17 protein-coding genes and 1 tRNA gene are annotated in these 18,620 nt (G+C 49.5%); 1 reads left to right on the forward strand and 17 read right to left on the reverse strand.

All coding sequences use genetic code 11. The features are described 5' to 3' along the window. Nucleotides 1–7: 7 nt before the first annotated feature. The 12 genes from GPK83_RS09215 to GPK83_RS09270 form a co-directional block, all read right to left on the reverse strand. On the reverse strand, nucleotides 8–1,216 hold the full coding sequence (locus GPK83_RS09215; RefSeq protein WP_215704605.1) for a cobalt-precorrin 5A hydrolase: 1,209 nt from the start codon (nucleotides 1,214–1,216) through the stop codon (nucleotides 8–10). 88 nt (nucleotides 1,217–1,304) lie between these two features. Then, nucleotides 1,305–1,535, reverse strand: coding sequence for a small, acid-soluble spore protein, alpha/beta type (locus GPK83_RS09220; protein WP_117484334.1), 231 nt, complete (start codon nucleotides 1,533–1,535; stop codon nucleotides 1,305–1,307). A gap of 82 nt (nucleotides 1,536–1,617) precedes the next feature. Next, nucleotides 1,618–2,367: a hypothetical protein gene (locus GPK83_RS09225; protein ID WP_215704606.1), complete on the reverse strand. Its 750-nt coding sequence runs from the start codon at nucleotides 2,365–2,367 to the stop codon at nucleotides 1,618–1,620. 450 nt (nucleotides 2,368–2,817) lie between these two features. Continuing rightward, on the reverse strand, nucleotides 2,818–3,897 hold the full coding sequence (rpsA, locus tag GPK83_RS09230) for a 30S ribosomal protein S1 (protein ID WP_117469879.1): 1,080 nt from the start codon (nucleotides 3,895–3,897) through the stop codon (nucleotides 2,818–2,820). Next, complete coding sequence (ispH, locus tag GPK83_RS09235) at nucleotides 3,885–4,730, reverse strand: 4-hydroxy-3-methylbut-2-enyl diphosphate reductase (protein ID WP_215704607.1); 846 nt, start codon at nucleotides 4,728–4,730, stop codon at nucleotides 3,885–3,887. The genes rpsA and ispH overlap by 13 nt, the downstream gene beginning before the upstream one ends. 1 nt (nucleotide 4,731) lies before the next feature. Next, a complete protein-coding gene (cmk, locus tag GPK83_RS09240) occupies nucleotides 4,732–5,403 on the reverse strand; it encodes a (d)CMP kinase (RefSeq protein WP_215704608.1) in 672 nt (223 codons plus the stop codon). A gap of 102 nt (nucleotides 5,404–5,505) precedes the next feature. Continuing rightward, nucleotides 5,506–6,735 (reverse strand): NAD(P)/FAD-dependent oxidoreductase, encoded by a 1,230-nt coding sequence (locus GPK83_RS09245; RefSeq protein WP_215704609.1) that lies wholly within the window; start codon nucleotides 6,733–6,735, stop codon nucleotides 5,506–5,508. Then, entirely contained in the window at nucleotides 6,732–8,213 is a 1,482-nt protein-coding gene (gene pap / locus GPK83_RS09250) for a polyphosphate:AMP phosphotransferase (protein WP_215704610.1), read from the reverse strand. The genes GPK83_RS09245 and pap overlap by 4 nt, the downstream gene beginning before the upstream one ends. Before the next feature lie 83 nt (nucleotides 8,214–8,296). After that, nucleotides 8,297–8,671 (reverse strand): DUF3783 domain-containing protein, encoded by a 375-nt coding sequence (locus tag GPK83_RS09255; protein WP_252196289.1) that lies wholly within the window; start codon nucleotides 8,669–8,671, stop codon nucleotides 8,297–8,299. A 159-nt stretch (nucleotides 8,672–8,830) separates the two neighbouring features. Continuing rightward, nucleotides 8,831–8,904: transfer RNA gene (locus GPK83_RS09260), tRNA-Pro, on the reverse strand. 214 nt (nucleotides 8,905–9,118) lie between these two features. Continuing rightward, nucleotides 9,119–10,726: a Na+/H+ antiporter NhaC family protein gene (locus GPK83_RS09265; protein ID WP_215704615.1), complete on the reverse strand. Its 1,608-nt coding sequence runs from the start codon at nucleotides 10,724–10,726 to the stop codon at nucleotides 9,119–9,121. 135 nt (nucleotides 10,727–10,861) lie between these two features. Then, nucleotides 10,862–11,590: a YebC/PmpR family DNA-binding transcriptional regulator gene (locus GPK83_RS09270; RefSeq protein WP_015554900.1), complete on the reverse strand. Its 729-nt coding sequence runs from the start codon at nucleotides 11,588–11,590 to the stop codon at nucleotides 10,862–10,864. A 377-nt stretch (nucleotides 11,591–11,967) separates the two neighbouring features. Here GPK83_RS09270 and GPK83_RS16875 point away from each other — a divergent pair, with 377 nt between their 5' ends. After that, nucleotides 11,968–13,896, forward strand: a complete 1,929-nt coding sequence (locus tag GPK83_RS16875) for a S9 family peptidase (RefSeq protein WP_252196290.1) — start codon at nucleotides 11,968–11,970, stop codon at nucleotides 13,894–13,896. A 238-nt stretch (nucleotides 13,897–14,134) separates the two neighbouring features. Here GPK83_RS16875 and GPK83_RS09280 read toward each other — a convergent pair whose 3' ends face one another. The 5 genes from GPK83_RS09280 to GPK83_RS09300 all read right to left on the reverse strand — a co-directional run. Beyond that, entirely contained in the window at nucleotides 14,135–14,905 is a 771-nt protein-coding gene (locus tag GPK83_RS09280) for a TraX family protein (RefSeq protein ID WP_117469884.1), read from the reverse strand. 149 nt (nucleotides 14,906–15,054) lie between these two features. After that, nucleotides 15,055–16,053: a nucleotidyl transferase AbiEii/AbiGii toxin family protein gene (locus GPK83_RS09285; protein ID WP_117469885.1), complete on the reverse strand. Its 999-nt coding sequence runs from the start codon at nucleotides 16,051–16,053 to the stop codon at nucleotides 15,055–15,057. After that, nucleotides 16,050–16,664, reverse strand: a complete 615-nt coding sequence (locus GPK83_RS09290; RefSeq protein ID WP_117469886.1) for a DUF6088 family protein — start codon at nucleotides 16,662–16,664, stop codon at nucleotides 16,050–16,052. The genes GPK83_RS09285 and GPK83_RS09290 overlap by 4 nt, the downstream gene beginning before the upstream one ends. A 299-nt stretch (nucleotides 16,665–16,963) precedes the next feature. Beyond that, on the reverse strand, nucleotides 16,964–17,815 hold the full coding sequence (locus tag GPK83_RS09295) for a Sir2 silent information regulator family NAD-dependent deacetylase (protein ID WP_345941792.1): 852 nt from the start codon (nucleotides 17,813–17,815) through the stop codon (nucleotides 16,964–16,966). A 280-nt stretch (nucleotides 17,816–18,095) separates the two neighbouring features. Continuing rightward, nucleotides 18,096–18,620, reverse strand: a 525-nt coding sequence (locus tag GPK83_RS09300) for a hypothetical protein (RefSeq protein ID WP_215704612.1), incomplete at its 5' end; no start/stop codon positions are given.

Below are 18,620 nucleotides of genomic sequence, written 5' to 3' on the forward strand. Positions count from 1 at the left end.
TTCTACTCTATCCTCTCGATTTTTCTTCCCGATCCGCATTTTCTCCGGACTTTCCGATCATATAATACGCTGCGGCCACTGTCACGCCGTCCTCCGCTTCCTTATGGATCAGGATCCTGCACTCAGAAGCTCTCACGCCCAGCCTGCACGCAGCCACTGCGGACCGCTCACAGACATTTCCGGTTCCCGTGGTCTTTTGCACAAATTCCGACTCCGGGAAATCCCCCGGCTGTCCATTTAACTCCTCACTGGAAAATGTCAGAAACGGCACCTGAAGTTCCTTTGCGAATTCGATGAGTCCCTGCTCCTGCTTCTTGATGTCGATGCTCGCCGCCGCAAAGACGCTTCGCAGATCGATCCCGTTCCGCTCCATCGCACTTTCCACCGCAGTCCGGATCTTCTCAACAGGTGTCCCGCGTTTACAGCCGATTCCAAGCGCCACACACCGTGGGATCAGGCGCAGGACGCGGTTCTCCGGAATCCCTTTCTTTTCTTTTCCGGACACCGTAATCCAGAGATTCCGCTTACAGATCCGATCCTCAAAAAGTCCCTCCGGAATCTTCTTCCACGCTGAAAATCCGAAATCTGAGAACACTCCCACCGGCTCACCCGCAAGGATATCAGCCGAAATCTCCTTCGCAAGTTTCCGGTCCGTGATCACAAATCCATGATCCTTTGCGAACACGTCCACCGCAAATTTCTTCTCCACATCCGTCGCCGTCGTCACCACCGGCACTGCTCCGATCCCGGAAGCCACCATTTCCGCCAGCCGGTTCGCTCCGCCCACATGTCCGGAGAGAAGCGGGATCACAAACTGTCCCGCCTCATCCACACAGACCACCGCAGGGTCCTGAAATTTATCCCGCACATATGGCGCAATGGAGCGCACCGCGATCCCACAGGCACCCACAAAAATAAGAGCATCGTCCCGCAGAAAAGCCTCCTTCGTCCACTCCGAAAGTCCGCCCTCCGGCACTGCCTGATAAGGCACTCCGGCATCCGTCGCCGCAAGCTGGAGCGCGTACCGCCCGGCGATCCACAGAAACTGATACAGAGTACCCCCCTCACAGGATCTGTCCTCGGTCTTTGCGCTCCTATCACGATGTTCCGGACAGGACGCATTCGCGAAAGCTTCAGAAGCTCCGGAAAGGGTGTCATTGATCCGCTTCATCGTCTCAAATCCGTCTCTCGTAAAACAAATAAGCGATATATTCATAATTGATTCCCTTCCGAGATCTGATTTTTCCATATCGTTGAACTGCTGCCTCTCTCTCCCCTAATTATAAAAGAAAACCGCCATTGTTTCAATGGCAGTTTTCCCCTGAATTCTCCTTGTCCTGCGTTTTTGCGGACATTTCTCTCTTCTTTTTTGTCACAAGACCGCCGATCCTGCCGCTCTCTTTTGCGGTAAGACACCGCCAGCCACCGGCGATTACCTTGTCCGCCAGCCCCAGCTCCTTCGCGATCTCGAATTTCATCCGGTCCTCCGGCTTTAAGTGCTCCGGATCCACCGGTTCTCTTTTTTTCTTCGACACAGGCTCACGCTCCTTCCATAAGGAGAGTATGCCCGCTGTCCGGCATTTTCATACAGATTGTTTTCTAGCAAGATCCCATTATTTATTTTGCGTATCCATTCTCACCCTGGAACACGACGATCTTTTCTGCTTTATTTCCGTTCTCATCATTCCAGATCAGGATCTCGGTTCCTTCTGTGAGGTCTTCCTCGGAGACAATATTTCTTGTCAGATATGGAAGAAGTCTTGTTTCAGTGGTAATCATGTAATTGATCCCATTCTCGGCTGTGAGGATCCGCTCACCTTCTGTATTTGCAGCCATCAATTCCTTTACCTTCGTGTATCTCGGGAAATCATATCCCTCTGCCTGTACTAAGATCAGCAGACCATTTGCGATCGGCGGAAGGCTCAACGTCATTGCCTCGTCTACATAAGCGCTGATGGTATTTCCTTCTTTCAGATCACTGAGTTCCACCGGATAACCATTCTCTGCTTCCAGAACCTTCGTATCCTCTGCGATCGTAATTACAACATCCTCATCAAATCCATTATCCTGGCGATGCATCGTAAGCTGTCCATCTTCCACAGAAACGATCGTTCCCATCATCGGATCAGACTCACTCGCGGACTCCGTGTCTGCCGCTCCACTTTCCTGACCGGTACCGTCCGGAAGTTTTCCCGCCTCGTTTTCCGTAGTCGCAGATGTCTCAGTTCCTGCAGGAGTCTCAACAGCTGTCGTTTTTATCTCCTCCTTTATCTGTCCATCCGCCTTGCCGCATCCGGTGATCCCCATAGATGCGATCATCATGGCCGCACAGGCCAGCGCTGTCATTCTTTTCATATTTTTCGTCATAATAAAATTCCTCCTGTTCTCTTGTATCGGTCTTTGCCGGACTGCATTGTTTTACAGCGTTCTCCTTCAAATACCGATTTGCGGCCGTCCTGATTTTCCAAGGTTACTGTTCACAGTAACTTTTCAGGTTCTTCCGCCGTCTTTTGCTTTTGTACGGTTATCTTAACATACAAACCTTGAGATTACACTATGATTTCAATTACAAATCTCTTACGCATTTTTGTAGTGTGGACACAATTTGCGGCATTTCTGCGGCAGGCTTCGCGGCCTCTGAAATCCGTTTCGATCGGCATCGAAAAATAACTCCAACGCATGACAATGCCGCAGACCCACGCAGGCATGAAATTTGACTCACTGTTTATAAAAATGAATGTGTCCTGTCACGCAAAAAGGACATCGCCCGTAAAGAACGATGTCCTCGAAAATTCTTATTTAAGCATCACCTTCGGATTACTCCTCTGTCTGCTCCTGTGCGTTGTCAGCCTCAAGAGCCTTCATGCTTAAGCTGATCTTTCTGTCTGCCTCGTTGAAATCAACGATCTTAGCAGTGATCTCCTGACCGATGGAAAGTACATCAGCCGGCTTAGCAACGTGCTCTCTGGAGATCTGGGATACATGAAGCAGAGCGTCTACGCCCGGCTCAAGCTCAACGAATGCGCCGAAGTCAGTCATACGAGCTACCTTACCTGTAACTACGTTGCCTACTGCGTACTTCTCAGCAGCGTCAGCCCACGGATTTGTCTCCGGGAACTTCATGGAAAGGGCAATCTTCTCACCGTTGATGTCTTTGATGAGAGCTGTTACCTTATCGCCAACCTTGAAGACCTTCTTCGGGTTCTCGATTCTGCCCCAGGACATCTCGGAGATGTGGAGTAAACCGTCAGCGCCGCCAAGATCGATGAATGCACCGAAATCAGTTACGTTCTTAACAGTTCCTTCTACCTTGTCACCTACATGGATCTTCTCGAAGAGAGCTTTCTGCATCTCAGCCTTCTTAGCAACGATAAGCTGCTTGCGGTCGCCGATGACTCTTCTTCTTCTCGGATTGAACTCTGTGATAACGAATTCGATCTCTTTATCAGCATATTTGGATAAATCTTTCTCATATACGTCGGATACAAGGCTTGCCGGGATAAAGATTCTAGCTTCGTCCACGATCACACTTAAACCGCCGTCAAGAACCTGGGAAACCTTTGCTGTAAGAACCTCGTGGTTCTCAAATGCCTCCTCAAGTCTCTTATTTCCTCTGTCTGCAGCCAGTCTCTTGTAGGAAAGAGCGACCTGACCTTCACCGTCGTTCACCTTTACGACTTTGGCTTCCATCTCGTCACCAACATGTACAAGATTTCTTAAGTCTACGTTGGACTCGTTTGTGTATTCACTGCGGGTAATGATGCCATCAGACTTGTAACCAATATTTAAAACGATTTCGTCTTCTTTTACGTCAATGACCTTACCGGTGACAACCTCTCCTGTACGTATTGTTTTTAATGATTCTTCTAACATTTGTTCAAAACTTAACTCTGACATTTAGTATGAACCTCCTCGATAATATTGTTTGGGGTTGACGCCCCGGCCGTAATACCTACACTGCGCACAGAACTAATACATTCAGGATTAAAGTCGCCCAGAGTCTGGATGTAATAGGTGTTTTTACATTCCTTCCGGCAGATATCGTATAGCTTCTGGGTATTCGAGCTGTGTTTCCCGCCGATAACCAGCATCACGTCCACCTGCGAGGCTATCCTCATCGCTTCCACTTGTCTTTCCTGTGTTGCATTGCAAATCGTATTTAAAACAGTTATATCATACCTCGTTTTAGAAATTTTTTCAACTATATCTTGAAATTTCTTGTAATTAAATGTCGTCTGGGATACAATACAAAGCTTCTCATTTTCCGGAAGCTGCAGCTTAAGAAAATCATCCATGTCCTCGATGACCGCTGTCCGCTCATCTCCCCATCCCTTGATGCCCTGCACCTCCGGATGGTCCTCACTGCCTATGATCAGAACTTTTCTTCCTTCTGCTGACTGTTTTTCGACGATCCGGTGGATCTTTTTCACATAGGGACATGTGGCATCCACGATTTCCACATCGTTTTCCTTTAAGATCTCGTAGACATTTTTTCCGACACCGTGGGAACGAATCACCACGACCGCGTCACGGAGTGTCTTTAACTCTTCCAGGGAGTCTATGACCTCCACGCCTTTTTCCCTGAGATCCCCGACGACCTGCTCGTTGTGGATAATGGGACCGTAGGTGTAGATCGGTTTTTCCGACTTTCCGATCTGCTCATATACTTTTTCCACGGCACGCTTCACACCAAAGCAGAAGCCTGCTGTCTTTGCAACTGTTACTTCCATCTTACGCACCCTGCTTCTTATCGATCATCGCTGTGATCGTGTCCACGACCTCTTTTAACGTCATGTCGGAGCTGTCAAGGAGTACGGCGTCATCCGCCTGTTTCAACGGGGAATTCTCCCGGTGCATATCCCGGTAGTCCCGATCGATGATGTCCTTCTCGATCTCATCGAGATCGCAGGCTGTTCCTTTCTCCTTAAGCTCATGATAGCGGCGTTTCGCCCGGACTGCGGAGCTTGCGGTCAGATATACCTTCACATCGGCATCCGGCAGAACACAGGTTCCGATGTCGCGGCCGTCCATGATCACGTCCGCCTTCTTTGCCAGGTCTTTCTGGAGTTCCACGAGTTTCTCACGGACCTTCTTGTAGACGGATGTGGCTGAAGCCATGTTTCCGACCTCCTCGGTGCGGATCAGGCCAGATACATTCTCACCGTTTAATATTACCTGCTGCGCGCCGTCCTCGTAGCAGATCGTGATCTCCACCTTGTCAAGTACCGCGTTGATAGCGTTCTCGTCGGTCTTATCGATTCCCTGGCGCAGAAAATATAACGCCATTGCCCGGTACATTGCTCCGGTATCCACATAGATAAAATTCTTCAGAGCTGCCACAGACTTTGCCACGGTGCTCTTTCCGGCTCCTGCCGGTCCGTCTATCGCTACATTAAAAGACATGTTATTCTCCCCTTAGTTTATTCCAAGATTTTTTATTTATTCGTGACGGTTCTATATCTTTACAGCCATACGGGTTCAAAGTTGCTTCTCAGATCCGGTGCTCTATACGCTTCTGCCTGCCAGCATTCCGGTCGACCAGGCGATCTGAAGGTTGAATCCGCCGGTCACACCGTCCAGATCCAGAACCTCGCCCGCAAAATAGAGGCCCTGCAGCTTCTTCGATTCCATAGTGGACGGATTCACTTCCTTCACATTCACTCCACCCTGCGTCACGATCGCCTCATTGTATCCCCGGAGTCCTGTGAGTGTCACGGAAAACGCTTTCGTGAGGTCCACCAGACGTTTTCTCTCCTCCGCAGTCACCTCATTGACCTGTTTTTCCGGATCGATGCCGCTCCGCTCTATTATCACCGGGATCAGCTTTGCCGGGAAGAGGTGATTTAAGGAGTTCTTAAACTGCTTATTTTTCGCCTCATCGAAATCCCGCAGGATCCTCGCATCCAGCTGCTCTTTCGAGAGTGCCGGTTTCAGGTCGATGTCCATTCTGAGCGGTGTTTTTTTGATGATCTTCGCCGCATAGCTGCTGGCGCTCAAAACGACAGGCCCACTGACGCCAAAATGCGTAAACAGCATCTCGCCGAACTCTTTCCAGAGCACTTTCTTTCCGTTCCAGACAGTCACCTCGATGTTTCTTAAGGAGAGTCCCTGAAGTTCTTTCACATCATCTTCTGCACACACGAACGGAACAAGCGCCGGTGACAGAGGTGTCACCGTGTGGCCCGCCTCTTTTGCAAAACGGTACCCGTCTCCCGTGGAACCTGTCGACGGGTAGGAAAGTCCGCCTGTGGCGATCACCACTGCATCGGCATCCACACTCTTTCCAGACTTTTCCAGAATGATCCCTGCCGCCTTTTCGTCCCTGATCACGATATCCCTGACCGGTTCATTTAAGAAGATCTTTACGCCCAGAGATTTCATCTTCCGCTCCAGGGCTCCCGTCACATCGGAAGCATGGTCCGATACCGGGAACATTCTCGCTCCCCGTTCTTCCTTCACCGGGCAGCCGTTTGCCTCCACAAGATCCACGATATCAAAGTTTGTGAATCCATAGATGGCACTGTAGAGGAACTTGCCGTTGGAGACCATATTTCTGAACAGGTCCTCCGTATCACAGCCGTTCGTCAGATTGCAGCGTCCTTTTCCCGTGATATAGATCTTTTTTCCAAGCTTCTCATTTTTCTCATAAACGGAGACATCATGTCCGCACTCCGCGGCGCCGATGGCAGCAGCCATTCCCGCTGCCCCGCCGCCTATAATCACTACTTTGCTCATCTTTTTCTGTTCTTTTCCACTTCTTTTATCTTTTTTTCCATGGCATCCGCCACAGTTTCAAGGACCTTGATTCGCGCATACCACTTGGAATTTCCTTCCACAACGATCCAGGGGGCATCCTTTGTAGAGGTCTTTTCCAGCATTTCATTCACAGCAAGAACGTAAGCATCCCACTTTTCCCTGTTTCTCCAGTCCTCGTCCGTGATCTTCCACCGTTTTTCCGGGTTCTTCATCCGGTCATTGAACCGCCGCTCCTGCTCGTCCTTGTCGATCTGGAGCCAGAATTTTAAAACAAGAGCTCCGGAGTGCACAAAATGTGCTTCCATCTCGTTGATCTCCCGATATGCATGGTGCCAGTCCTCCTCGGAACAGAAGCCCTCGATCCGCTCCACCATGACTCTTCCGTACCAGGTGCGGTCGAAGATCGCGATGTGTCCTGCCTTCGGCACATGATTCCAGAATCGCCAGAGATAGTGATGGGATTTTTCCACGTCGTTCGGGGATGCTGTCGGGCAGACCTTATATCCGCGGGGATCAAGATGGCTCGTCAGACGTTTGACCGCTCCTCCCTTTCCGGCGGCATCCCAGCCCTCAAAGCCAAGGATCACCGGGATCCGCAGACGGTAGAGTTCTCCGTGGAGCACTTCCAGTCTTTTCTGGAGCTTGTCCAGTTTTTTCCGGTATTCCGCCTCCTCAAGGCGCTTTGTCAGGTCCGCTTTTGCAAGGATCCCTTTTTCATATCTGTCAGGCGGAACCGGTTTTTCAAAGATCTCCGCCTCTTTTCCCGCCCGTTTTTTCTCAAGCGCCTTTTCCAGAACATCTGCCACCGTCTTTATGACCATCAGAGCCGTCCCGCTCTTTTCCTTCGCGTCGATCACGTACCAGGGCGCGTAAGGCGTATCCGTTCTCCTGATCATCTCATCGCTGAGCTTCTTATATTTTCCGTAATGGGCATTTCTCGCAAGTTCTTTCTCCGTGACGCGCCACGCGGTATCCTTTGATTCCAGAAGTTTTTTAAACCGTTTTTCCTGTTCCTTCTCGGAAATATCCAGAAAAAATTTGATGAGAACGGTTCCGCCGTCCACCAGGCATCTCTCAAACGCGCAGATATCCTCAAACGCGGCATCTGCTTTCTTTTCATTCAGCTTTCCCTCGAACCGGTCCGCCTGAACCCTCCGGTACCAGCTTGTGTCATAGATCGTGATCCGCCCATCCGCCGGGGCATGGACCGCAAACCGCCAGAGGAACGGGCGGAGCGCTTCCTCCTCGGTATCCTTATCTCCGGTGTAAACGTCAAAGCCTCTCGGATCCAGCGCCTGCATGAGCCGCCCGATCTGCACGCCCTTTCCGGCACCGTCGTAACCGTCAAAGGTAATATAGACAGGAATCTTTTCCTCTTTGCATTCCCGCTGAAGGTTCCCGAGTCTCAGCATTTCTTCCTTCAGAGCTTCTTTTTGCTGTTTCTTCTCATCTCTCATGGACCGATCCCTCCATTCCATTTTATGGTCTGTCAAACAGTCAGGTTCATCGTCAGCCTTTCCGGATCCCGGTGATCTGTGATCTACCGGTTCATTCTCGCGTGTTCCTTCGCAAGCTCCCCGTATAATGTCAGCGCGTTCCAACTCTGGTTCGTCGGCGTAAGGACTGCCTTGTAGTCGATCCGTCCGGCCCCAGTCTTTCTCAACGCAAGGATCACCATGTCCACCTGCCTCGAGGTGAGTCCCGCCATCACCATCATCTCTTTTTCAAAGTCATCTCCTGTATAGAGCTCCCCACAGGGCACGAGTTCCTTCAACCCGGCAAGATATCCCACCGGTTCCAGATACTCTTCCTTTTTCACAGCCCGCAGCTTCATTCCAAGCGGGAACAGCGCCCTCTTGATCTTCGCAAGTCTCTCGCCTTCCGGCAGATGGTATAAAAGAATGATTGGTTTCATATATGATCTGACCTTTCCGTTTCTCATCCCCGACGGATTGGGACCGCAGGGCATTATACTGTTCTCATTATAGCAATTCCCGTTTCTGTTTGCAACTTTTGGCTGTACCGGTAAAGCAAAAGCAGGGGCTGGTTCATTCCAGCTCCTGCTCATCAAAAATCGGGGCAACAGGATTTGAACCTGCGACCTCTCGGCCCCCAGCCGAGCGCGCTACCAAGCTACGCCATACCCCGGGAACAGAAATTATTATACCAGAAACCGGAAAAAAAGCAACCGGAAAATATCGTCAGAAACATACAGAAAAGGAAAAGGACCCGCAGATTCCGCAGGTCCTTTCAATTTTTTATAAAAAAGAATGGGCCTTGGCACATTCTCGCGCCTCGTGCGGTCGCTTGCGACAATCTACATCTTCGCGCGAGTGCGCATCATTGGCACGTTAGTGCCTTCTCACTTCAGCACTCCATTCACTGCGCGGATCACAAACATTGTGGCCACCATAAGCGCAATGGCGATCGGCAGGGCAATCCATGCGGACTGTACGAAGCCCGCGATAATGTAGGAGACGAAGGACACAGCCGCCGCCGTGACCGCATACGGAAGCTGGGTCGTCACATGGTTTACATGTTCACACTGGGCTCCGGCGGATGCCATGATCGTCGTGTCGGAGATTGGAGAACAGTGGTCACCGCAGACAGCTCCTGCCATGCAGGCAGAGATGGAGATGATCATAAGATCCGGGTTGCTGTTTTCAAACACAGCAACAACGATCGGGATCAGGATCCCGAAGGTTCCCCAGGATGTTCCCGTCGCGAAAGCCAGGAAGCAGCCCACAACGAAGATGATCGCCGGAAGGAAATTTAAGAAGGAACGGGCGCTGGACGCAACCACAGTCGCCACATAGACATCTGCGCCGAGGCTGTCCGTCATCGCCTTCAGTGTCCACGCGAAGGACAGGATCATGATCGCCGGGACCATGGACTTAAAACCTTCCGGAATGCAGGCCATGCACTCAGAGAATTTCAGGACCCGGCGCACCTGATAGAGACCGATGGTGATCAAAAGTCCGAAAAAGCTTCCCATCGTAAGTCCCAGGGACGCGTCACTCTGGGAGAAGGCTGTCACAAAATCCTCTCCTGAGAAAAATCCACCCGTATAGAGCATACCGATCATGCAGCAGATGATCAGGGATATGATCGGGATCAGAAGATCCAGAACAGTTCCCCTGACAGAGACCTCCGGCTGTTTCTCCGTGTCATACGGACGTCCCGGCGTGGTATAAAGGTCCCCCTTGAGCGCATTCTTCTCATGGAATTTCATAGAGCCGAATTCTGTCCGTAAGAGTACCATTCCGATCATCATCACGATCGTCAGGATTGCGTAAAAATTGTATGGGATCGCCCGCACGAAGATAGAAAATCCGTCCTCGCCCTCAACAAATCCGGTAACCGCGGCCGCCCAGGAAGAGATCGGCGCGATAATGCAGATCGGAGCTGCCGTCGCGTCAATCAGGTACGCGAGCTTTGCTCTTGAGACTTTAAATTTGTCTGTCACAGGGCGCATCACGCTTCCCACGGTCAGGCAGTTAAAATAATCGTCGATAAAGATCAGACAGCCCAGCAGGATCGTCGCAAGCTCCGCGCCCACGCGGCCCTTAATATGATCCGCCGCAAACTGGCCGAATGCTGCCGACCCGCCGGCCCGGTTCATCAGGCACACCATCGTGCCAAGGATCACAAGGAAGATCAGGATTCCCACATTGTAGCTGTCAGAGAGAACGTTTATCATTCCGTCCTCAAAAATATGGGTGATCGTTCCCTCAAAGCTGAAACCGGAATACAGGATTCCACCCATAAGAACACCGATGAACAGGGAACTGTACACCTCTTTTGTGATAAGTGCCAGCCCGATCGCCACGACCGGCGGAACGAGCGCCCAGAACGTCGCATAGACCGCCGGCACATACTCTTCTGTCTGCTCCGCGCCAAATACGGTTATCGCGAACATCAGGACCAGCACCACAGAAAGCACTGCTGTCCTTTTTATATTTTTCTTCATATCCGTCATAACGGACTCCTCCCTCCTGTCTCCGGAGAGTTCCACGCTCTCCGATTTTCCTGTTACATGAAGAAATCCCCTCTCATCAGTACAATTCTGGTGAAAGGGGATCACAACATACACAATCACGATTTTTTATTCATCCCAGTTGTGGTATACAGCCTGTACGTCATCATCCTCGTCAAGGAGATCAAGGATTCTCTGCATCTTCTTGATCGCTTCCTCGTCAGTAAGTTCTACCCAGTTCTGCGGGATCATAGTAATATCAGCCTCTACCATCGGGATTCCGGCTTTCTCGAGAGCCTCGCGGACTGCACTGAAGTTGTCCGGATCTGTGATAACCTCGTAGCTGTCCTCCTCCTCGGAGAAATCCTCAGCGCCTGCATCGAGTGCAGCCATCATGAGCTCGTCGGCATCCATATCACACTCTTCTTTGTCGATCACGATCTGGCCCTTGCGGTCGAACATGAAGGAAACGCTTCCCTGTGCGCCTACGTTTCCGCCGCCCTTTGTGAAGGCGCTTCTTACGTTTGCTGCGGTACGGTTCTTGTTGTCAGTCAGTGTGTCAACGATGATCGCAACACCGCTCGGACCGTATCCCTCGTATGTTAAGTTTTCGTAGTTTACGGAGTTTAAGTCACCGGCTGCTTTCTTGATACCGCGGTCGATGGTATCATTCGGCATGTTGTTTGCTTTCGCTTTTGCAATCACATCACGCAGCTTGCTGTTGTTAGCCGGATCAGCGCCGCCCTCTTTAACTGCGACAGCAATCTCTCTTCCGATTACGGTAAAGATCTTACCCTTTGCTGCGTCATTTTTCTCTTTCTTATGTTTGATGTTGGAAAATTTATTATGTCCTGACATCGGTTCAGCTTCCTTTCTCTTCGCATCTCGCTCTTTTTTATCTCTCGTGCACCAGTCCCAAGGATCTTTTCGTGCGCATTATACATAGTCTAAAATATTCTAACATCATTTTTCTGATATGGCAAGCGCTTTTTCCGGATACCCCTGCTCCACTTTTCCTTGACACATTCCACTCTGAGTATTTATACTCATTTCATAGCGATCCAGTGCCTTCCGGCCTATGATCTTCCGGGGTCAGCCCGGCAGATTCTGTGGATGGATGCATCTGACCTGCATTTTTGCGCAAGTGCGCATCATTGGCACATTAGTGCCTGTTTGTATAATAGGGAATTCCTCGGATTTCCTGTTACAAAATACTAATTATGGAGGACATGACGATGAAGAAGATTGAGATCGACACATTCCTGAAGTTCCGTTTTTTGAGCAACCCACATTTCTCACCCGATGGAACGAAGATCGCCTTCACGGTATCCGTACCGGACCGGGAGACCAATGGCTATCTGTCTGACCTGTACCTGTATGATCTCGGGAAGAAGACTGTCTCCCGTGTCACCTGCGCCGGTGACGCGAAGATCTGGTCCTGGACAGCAGAAAATACGCTGATCTTTCCTGCGGCCCGGACTGCGTCCCTTAAAAAGGAAAAAGAAAACGGCACTTCTTTCTTTTATGAAATCTCCCCGTCCGGCGGCGAAGCCTCATGCCGCGCATCGGTTCCGGCTTCCGTCACAGGGATCCGTCTTCTCCCGGACAGGCGTTACCTCCTGACGATCCGCCATGACAATTATAAGGATACGAGAAAGAAATCCTACGAGGTCTTCGACGAACTTCCGTTCTGGGGCAATGGTCAGGGATACACGAACGCGAAGAGGAACCGTTACGCCATCTATGATATGGGATCCGGTAACCTCACTTACGTAGCGGACGAATGGACCGACTGCTCCCAGTATTCTGTCCTTGGAAACCTCCTGCTCTACAAGGCATATCCGTGGAAACAGAGTGTCATGGGGATCCGTCCGGGCGTTTATCTCTATAACCTCTCCACCGGAGAGACGAAAACCTTGATCGCGCCGGATTCCATGCGCACCGGAGTTGTCTCCCTCTTAGACGAAAAGACTGCACTCATTGCGGCAACGGATGACTCCTATAAAGATACGACGAAATACTGTGACTTCTACCATATGGATCTCGCGGATGGATCCATGAAGCTGATCCATCCTTATGAGTCCTCCATCGGCGGCTCCTCCGTGGGCTCCGATTCCAGATTCGGCGCAGGACAGACGTTTAAGGCTGTGGACGGAGAATTTTACTATATTTCCACCGTGGGAGATTTTTCCCATCTCTATAAGATCTCCCGGGGCGGCACCGTCTCCGGGCCGCTGACGGCAGGAAGCTCCTGCGACAGCTTCGATCTCGCGGGCGGACACATCGCCTCCATGGAATTCCACGGACTCCACATTGCGGAACTCTTTGTAGACGGCGAGCAGGTGACCCACATGAATGACTGGCTCACCGACGAATATGACGTACAGACACCGGAGGCGTTCTCTTTCACCGCCAGCGACGGCTACGAGATCCACGGATGGGTCTTAAAACCGGCAGGTTTCGAGGAAGAAAAGTCCTATCCCGGCATCTTAAATATCCACGGCGGTCCGAGAACCGTTTATTCAGACGTCTACTATCATGAGATGCAGATGTGGGCAAACCGCGGATATTTCGTGTTCTTCTGCAATCCGAGAGGATCTGACGGGCGGGGCACAGATTTTGGAAATATCAACGGAATCTACGGAACTGTGGACTATCAGAACCTGATGGATTTCACGGATGAAGTCCTGAGGCGGTACCCGATGATCGATCCGGAACATCTCGGTGTCGCAGGCGGCTCCTACGGCGGATTCATGACAAACTGGATCATCGGACATACAGACCGGTTCCATGCCGCCGCTTCCCAGCGTTCCATCTCCAACTGGGTATCCTTTGAGCACAACTCCGATATCGGACACACCTTCATCTTAAACAACCAGGGAGCCAACACGAGGACCGACGTGGAACTTCTCTGGAAGCAGTCCCCACTCCAGTTTGCGCCGAACTGCAAGACACCGACACTCTTTATCCACTCCGATGAGGACTACCGATGCTATATGGCGGAAGGACTCGCCATGTTCAGCGCCATCAAGCGGAACGGCTGCCCGGCAAAGCTCTGCCTGTTCCACGGGGAAAACCATGAGCTGTCCAGAGGCGGAAAGCCGGAGAACAGGATCGACCGGATGACGGAGATCATTAACTGGATGGATGAATATTTAAAATAAAGGAAACGATCTTACCGTTCTTTTTTATATGTGCCACGAGATTTCCTGTTGATGAAAAAGAATGTGCCTTGGCATATTCTCGCGCCTCGCGCGGTTGCTTGCGACAATCTACATCTTCGCGCGAGTGCACATCTTTGGCACGTCAGTGCCTTTTTATGTAACTGGGAATTCCTCGGAATTTCCTGTTACATAAAAAATGGCTGCAGGGTCGTATTCCCTGCAGCCGCAGTTCTTATCATTATCGATTTACATAATTCAGCACCAATGCAAGAATCAGCATATGGACCGGATAAAACGCATAACAGCTATACTGGAAGACTTTCGTATGGCAGCCCTGCCGTCCACGATACAACCAGATCAGAAGCAGTGAAAGCAATGCAAGTCCCTGCTGGCAGAGTTCAAAGTCCATCCCAAAAAGCCGGATGGGGTACATCAGACCTCCCAGCAGCTCTACATTGACCCAATAGAGCGCCAGAATCTGTCCGGCAAAACACCACCATTTTCTTCCCCGGAAAAAGTAAAAAATAAACAGTGTCAATACACCGGCACCATAGTAATCTGCCATTCCTACCGTCCCAAGCGCACTTCCAACCAGCACGACCAGAACCGCCGTCGGAAGAAAGATCGTAAGCTTCTGTTTTTTTCGAGTTTTTTCCATCAAATGGATTCCGGAGAGTCCTATCAACAGCGTCCAGATCACATTCTGATGAAACGGATAGAACCAGGTTCCGCCATACATCAGATCAAAGGGTATCTCCGACAGCACCGCAAACAGCAGCAGCCGGAGAATGTACTTTTTAAAGCTGTGCGTGTGAAAATATCCTTCCACTGCCATAAATGCAAAGATGGGAAACGCGAGCCTTCCTACGCAGGTCAGCCAGTCCTGAGCCGGAAGGAGCGTAGCCCAGAGATGATCCATCAGCATAAATGTCATGGCGATGATATGAAGCATTGCCGCACTGATGTCAAAGGTTCCTGACTGAGATGAATGTACTTGATTTTTTACCATATTGTCACTCCTGTTGTTTTCTCTCAGTCCAATTATACTTCCTTTTACCGTCTCTGGTCAAATCCTTATCAGTGACAACGTTTCTTCTACCTGCCGGGCTCACGAGTCAAGACCATCGGCTTAGCCGGTGGCTTTATAATATTAGGTTGTTACAGTGCGTTGATTTCTTTTTCTAATTCGCTGACTGCGCTCATGACAGTCTCAAAGGTCGGCACATCACCATAGAGCATATCCTTCATTGCTTCGTAATCTGCGGCCAATGCTGCAAAGCGATACTCCGGGGGAACAAGCTTCAAGGTGCCGGGAATAGCTTCCTGATACTTTGCCCAGGCTCTCGGATAAAACTTCATCTTGAAGTCCACCACTGTCTTCAGCAATTCCACCCGGGCAAAGGCAGCTTCTTTCACAGGTGTCATGGACATACGGTACAGATCATAGTAGTGCCGGGAATAACGCTGCGGCATTTCCGAACTCTCGGGTCTGTTGGCTTCATGGTGCAGAATCGTTGCCTTCTCCCAGAAAGTCCGCTCCGGCGCAACGGTCAGAATAGCCGTATCCTTTTGTGCAAAGACTTTCGGATAATAGATTGCGGCATAGGGCTCGATCCGAGCGATTTTTGCGGGCGTCCAAGCGGCCAGCGCACCGATCTCCAAACGAATAACCTGCAAGGTAGCGGGATTTGTAAACAGGTGCGGATAGGCAAAGGTAACTGTCTGTTTGTCCTTTTCGTCTATGTAAATATTCGCCTCACAGCCAAGCTCCTGAGAAAGTTCTGCCTGAATGGTGGGACAAAACTGCTCCGCAAGAAAAACCTCTGCCCGAGCATTGGCTTCTTTGTTGAACGTATCCTGTTTGGTGTTGGAACGTTTTTCCCATGGCTCGTCCTTACCGTATCCCAGCACCCGCCAATCCAGAATCAGATCAATATCTTCGGAAAAGCGGCTGATCAGATTGAATGCCTTGGAAAGACTGGTGCCGCCTTTGAAGGTAATAGTCTCTTTCCACGGGCAGCGGTGGAACAGATAATCCAGCGTAAAGCATACCCAAAAATCTTTCTCTACGATGGCATCATTCAAACCCATCTTATCGGCTGTATTTCGGAACAGTTCGCGCCGGTCGCTTTCCGGCAATCGTGCTACATTCCTCATTGTGTGTCACCTCCACACATTTTTCGTATCGTATCATAAACCCAATCCGTGGATTCCGTTGCCTCTTTCAGACAGGCTTGCTTTTCAGCCTCGGACAGCTTTTCAGAAAGCGTCTGTATGATCTCCGGCGTCACGTTGGTCCTTCCCAGAGTTTTCAGCGCCTGGATCACCAAACTCGTCATGTAAGACAGACCCGTGATTTCCTTGTTGGTTCTATGCTTAAATTCCAGCTTGGTGGAATTCCACTCATAGGTCTTATACGGACCGTCGCTGATGTAGGACCAGACCGCCGTTACCTGTGTAGAGAGCCCCAGCAGGTTCAGGGCCGTATTTCCGCACGGGGCAATGGTCCAGTGGTAACACCGTGCCAATGCTTTGGCAACTGCATCCGGGTCGGCCGCTACATATTCATCAAGCAGTTTGCTGTACTTTGGCTTTTCGTAAATGCCTCTGATAATTCTGCGGATAATGCCAGATTGGTAAAGCCGCTTCAATCCTTGGCGAATTGTTGCGGTGTCCGCAATATCTGCAAAATCAGGAGCAACAAAAACTGCACCATCCTCAGCAGCAAGAATTCGCGCTCGTATTTCCTGCATATATCCATTGTCCACAGCTGTGCCCTCCTTTTATGATGTCACGAATATTATATACTATTCGTGACATGTTTTCAATACAAACATCGGAATTTTCACTTTATTATTTTCAAAATCTTGATGTTTATTCGGAGAGCGCGATATAGCATAGGATGCATATTCCGCAGGTGATGGTTGCACATGAGGTAAAGTCTTTCGTTTTTTCAACTCTGAATACAGCCATTACAAGACCTCCTTTCCTTTGAAAATGGGTATGAAAAAAAGGGCATCCACTGGTTAAAGTGAAACGCCCACGTTAAGAACAATATTGACTTTTCTTAAATCTGAGACAGGATTTCTCCAATATCTCCATTGATACAAATGGACTTCTTTCTGATTTCGTCAGGCGCATACGCCTCTCCATAATTGAGACAGGCATAAGTGGCATCTTTCCAGTCATGAGCCATGCGCCAGAAACTGTACTTCACTATGGTTGGGGTGTTGTAGCCGACACCCAGCTCCAGAAAGAGAATTTTCTGCTCACTTCGAGTGCGGAGAAAATTTTCGTACCGCTCCGCTGCCTTGTGCCAGCCTTCGTCATCCACAAAGGTATCATCGCAGCGGAGATTCATGGTCATGGGCTTGCCGCAGTGAGGGCAGACGGGTAAAAGTTCTGTCGGTACTTTCATATTCTGCTGCCGCTTGACCATTTCACGAATCGCGGCTTCGTTATCAAAGGTTTCCTGACAGCACGGCTCACTGCACTGGAACAGGCCGTAATCGCCCTGCGTGTAAAACAGCCGCTTTTTATCAAAGCCTGCTTTCTGAAAACAGTGATCCACGTTGGTCGTGATAACGAAATAATCCTTGTCAGACACCAGCTTCAAAAGGTCATCGTAGACCGGTTTGGGGGCATCCATATAGCGGTTGATATAGATGTATCGGCTCCAATAGCTCCAATGCTCCTCCGGCATGGCAAAGGGATAAAAGCCGCCGGAATACATATCCTTGATGCCGTACTTTGCCGCAAAGTCGGAAAAGTATTTTTCAAACCGTTCGCCGGTGTAAACAAATCCGGCTGAGGTGGAAAGCATCCCCTTGATTGACTTGTTTACACCTTCCAGTGCTTTGGAGAGCTTTGTGGTACCGCCGCCGATCTCTACGGTGATGCCCTGGCTTCTGGATGCCATGTGGATGACCACCTCCTTCCTATATTGTCAAGCCCTAAATCATTGATTTTTCAGGCTTTTCTTTAAATATTTACCTCACAAAACAGAGCCGGAAGTGTATGACAGTCATTGTATCTTGTCCTGAATAGCTAAAAGAGGGTGCAGTTTATAAAGCGTCCCACTGATCTGCTTTATTACTTCTAGGATATTGTACCATAGATTGCTTATTTCGGAAATTACTTTCCTGTAAAAATGGGCAGAAGAAAACCTCCAAATCTTTTGGGAAATTGGAGGCTTGATTCTACTCGTTTCCATTTACATATGTTGATAATACCCTTTTCAAATAAGCACTATCATATTTTGAATATAACTCAGAGTATTTAAATGACATCATTCTAAATTCTTCTAATATGTTATTCTTCTTCACTTCATCCAGCGTTTGAAAATATACATCACTCATAACATTTTTTGATGTTATATCCAAACAAAACTTCTCCATCTTTACAATTTGTAAGAGTTCATCTAAACCTCCGTCATCTGGTAAATCCATTTCTAATTTTTTGTATTTTGCTGTATGATAAGAATGGTCTTCTATGTATTGATTACAAAATTCGATAAACTCATCACAACTGCTATGAAATCCTTTTTCTCTCAGTTTTTCAAAATCTTTAAATTGTTCATTCATTTCTTCTATACACGCCAATAAATCGTTCTTTACTTCTCTAACAACTTCTTGCCTTGTACTATTGAATATTACGGGTACTTTTACACCACTTGTCCGGATTGAGGAAACCATTGTTCCGGATTGATGGAAACCGCTCTTCCG

The sequence above is a fragment of the Clostridium sp. MCC328 genome (genome assembly GCF_018785465.1).
GTDB classification, from domain to species: Bacteria; Bacillota; Clostridia; order Lachnospirales; family Lachnospiraceae; genus Pilosibacter; species Pilosibacter fragilis.

Bases quoted from the DNA above. Each gene is read 5' to 3' on its own strand.
- GPK83_RS09285 (WP_117469885.1), bottom strand. From the start codon at position 16,053: ATGAGGAATGTAGCACGATTGCCGGAAAGCGACCGGCGCGAACTGTTC.
- GPK83_RS16875 (WP_252196290.1), top strand. From the start codon at position 11,968: ATGAAGAAGATTGAGATCGACACATTCCTGAAGTTCCGTTTTTTGAGC.
- cmk (WP_215704608.1), bottom strand. From the start codon at position 5,403: ATGTCTTTTAATGTAGCGATAGACGGACCGGCAGGAGCCGGAAAGAGC.
- GPK83_RS09255 (WP_252196289.1), bottom strand. From the start codon at position 8,671: ATGAAACCAATCATTCTTTTATACCATCTGCCGGAAGGCGAGAGACTT.
- pap (WP_215704610.1), bottom strand. From the start codon at position 8,213: ATGAGAGATGAGAAGAAACAGCAAAAAGAAGCTCTGAAGGAAGAAATG.
- rpsA (WP_117469879.1), bottom strand. From the start codon at position 3,897: ATGTCAGAGTTAAGTTTTGAACAAATGTTAGAAGAATCATTAAAAACA.
- GPK83_RS09280 (WP_117469884.1), bottom strand. From the start codon at position 14,905: ATGGTAAAAAATCAAGTACATTCATCTCAGTCAGGAACCTTTGACATC.
- GPK83_RS09245 (WP_215704609.1), bottom strand. From the start codon at position 6,735: ATGAGCAAAGTAGTGATTATAGGCGGCGGGGCAGCGGGAATGGCTGCT.
- GPK83_RS09215 (WP_215704605.1), bottom strand. From the start codon at position 1,216: ATGAATATATCGCTTATTTGTTTTACGAGAGACGGATTTGAGACGATG.
- GPK83_RS09295 (WP_345941792.1), bottom strand. From the start codon at position 17,815: ATGGCATCCAGAAGCCAGGGCATCACCGTAGAGATCGGCGGCGGTACC.
- GPK83_RS09270 (WP_015554900.1), bottom strand. From the start codon at position 11,590: ATGTCAGGACATAATAAATTTTCCAACATCAAACATAAGAAAGAGAAA.
- GPK83_RS09225 (WP_215704606.1), bottom strand. From the start codon at position 2,367: ATGACGAAAAATATGAAAAGAATGACAGCGCTGGCCTGTGCGGCCATG.
- ispH (WP_215704607.1), bottom strand. From the start codon at position 4,730: ATGGAAGTAACAGTTGCAAAGACAGCAGGCTTCTGCTTTGGTGTGAAG.
- GPK83_RS09265 (WP_215704615.1), bottom strand. From the start codon at position 10,726: ATGAAGAAAAATATAAAAAGGACAGCAGTGCTTTCTGTGGTGCTGGTC.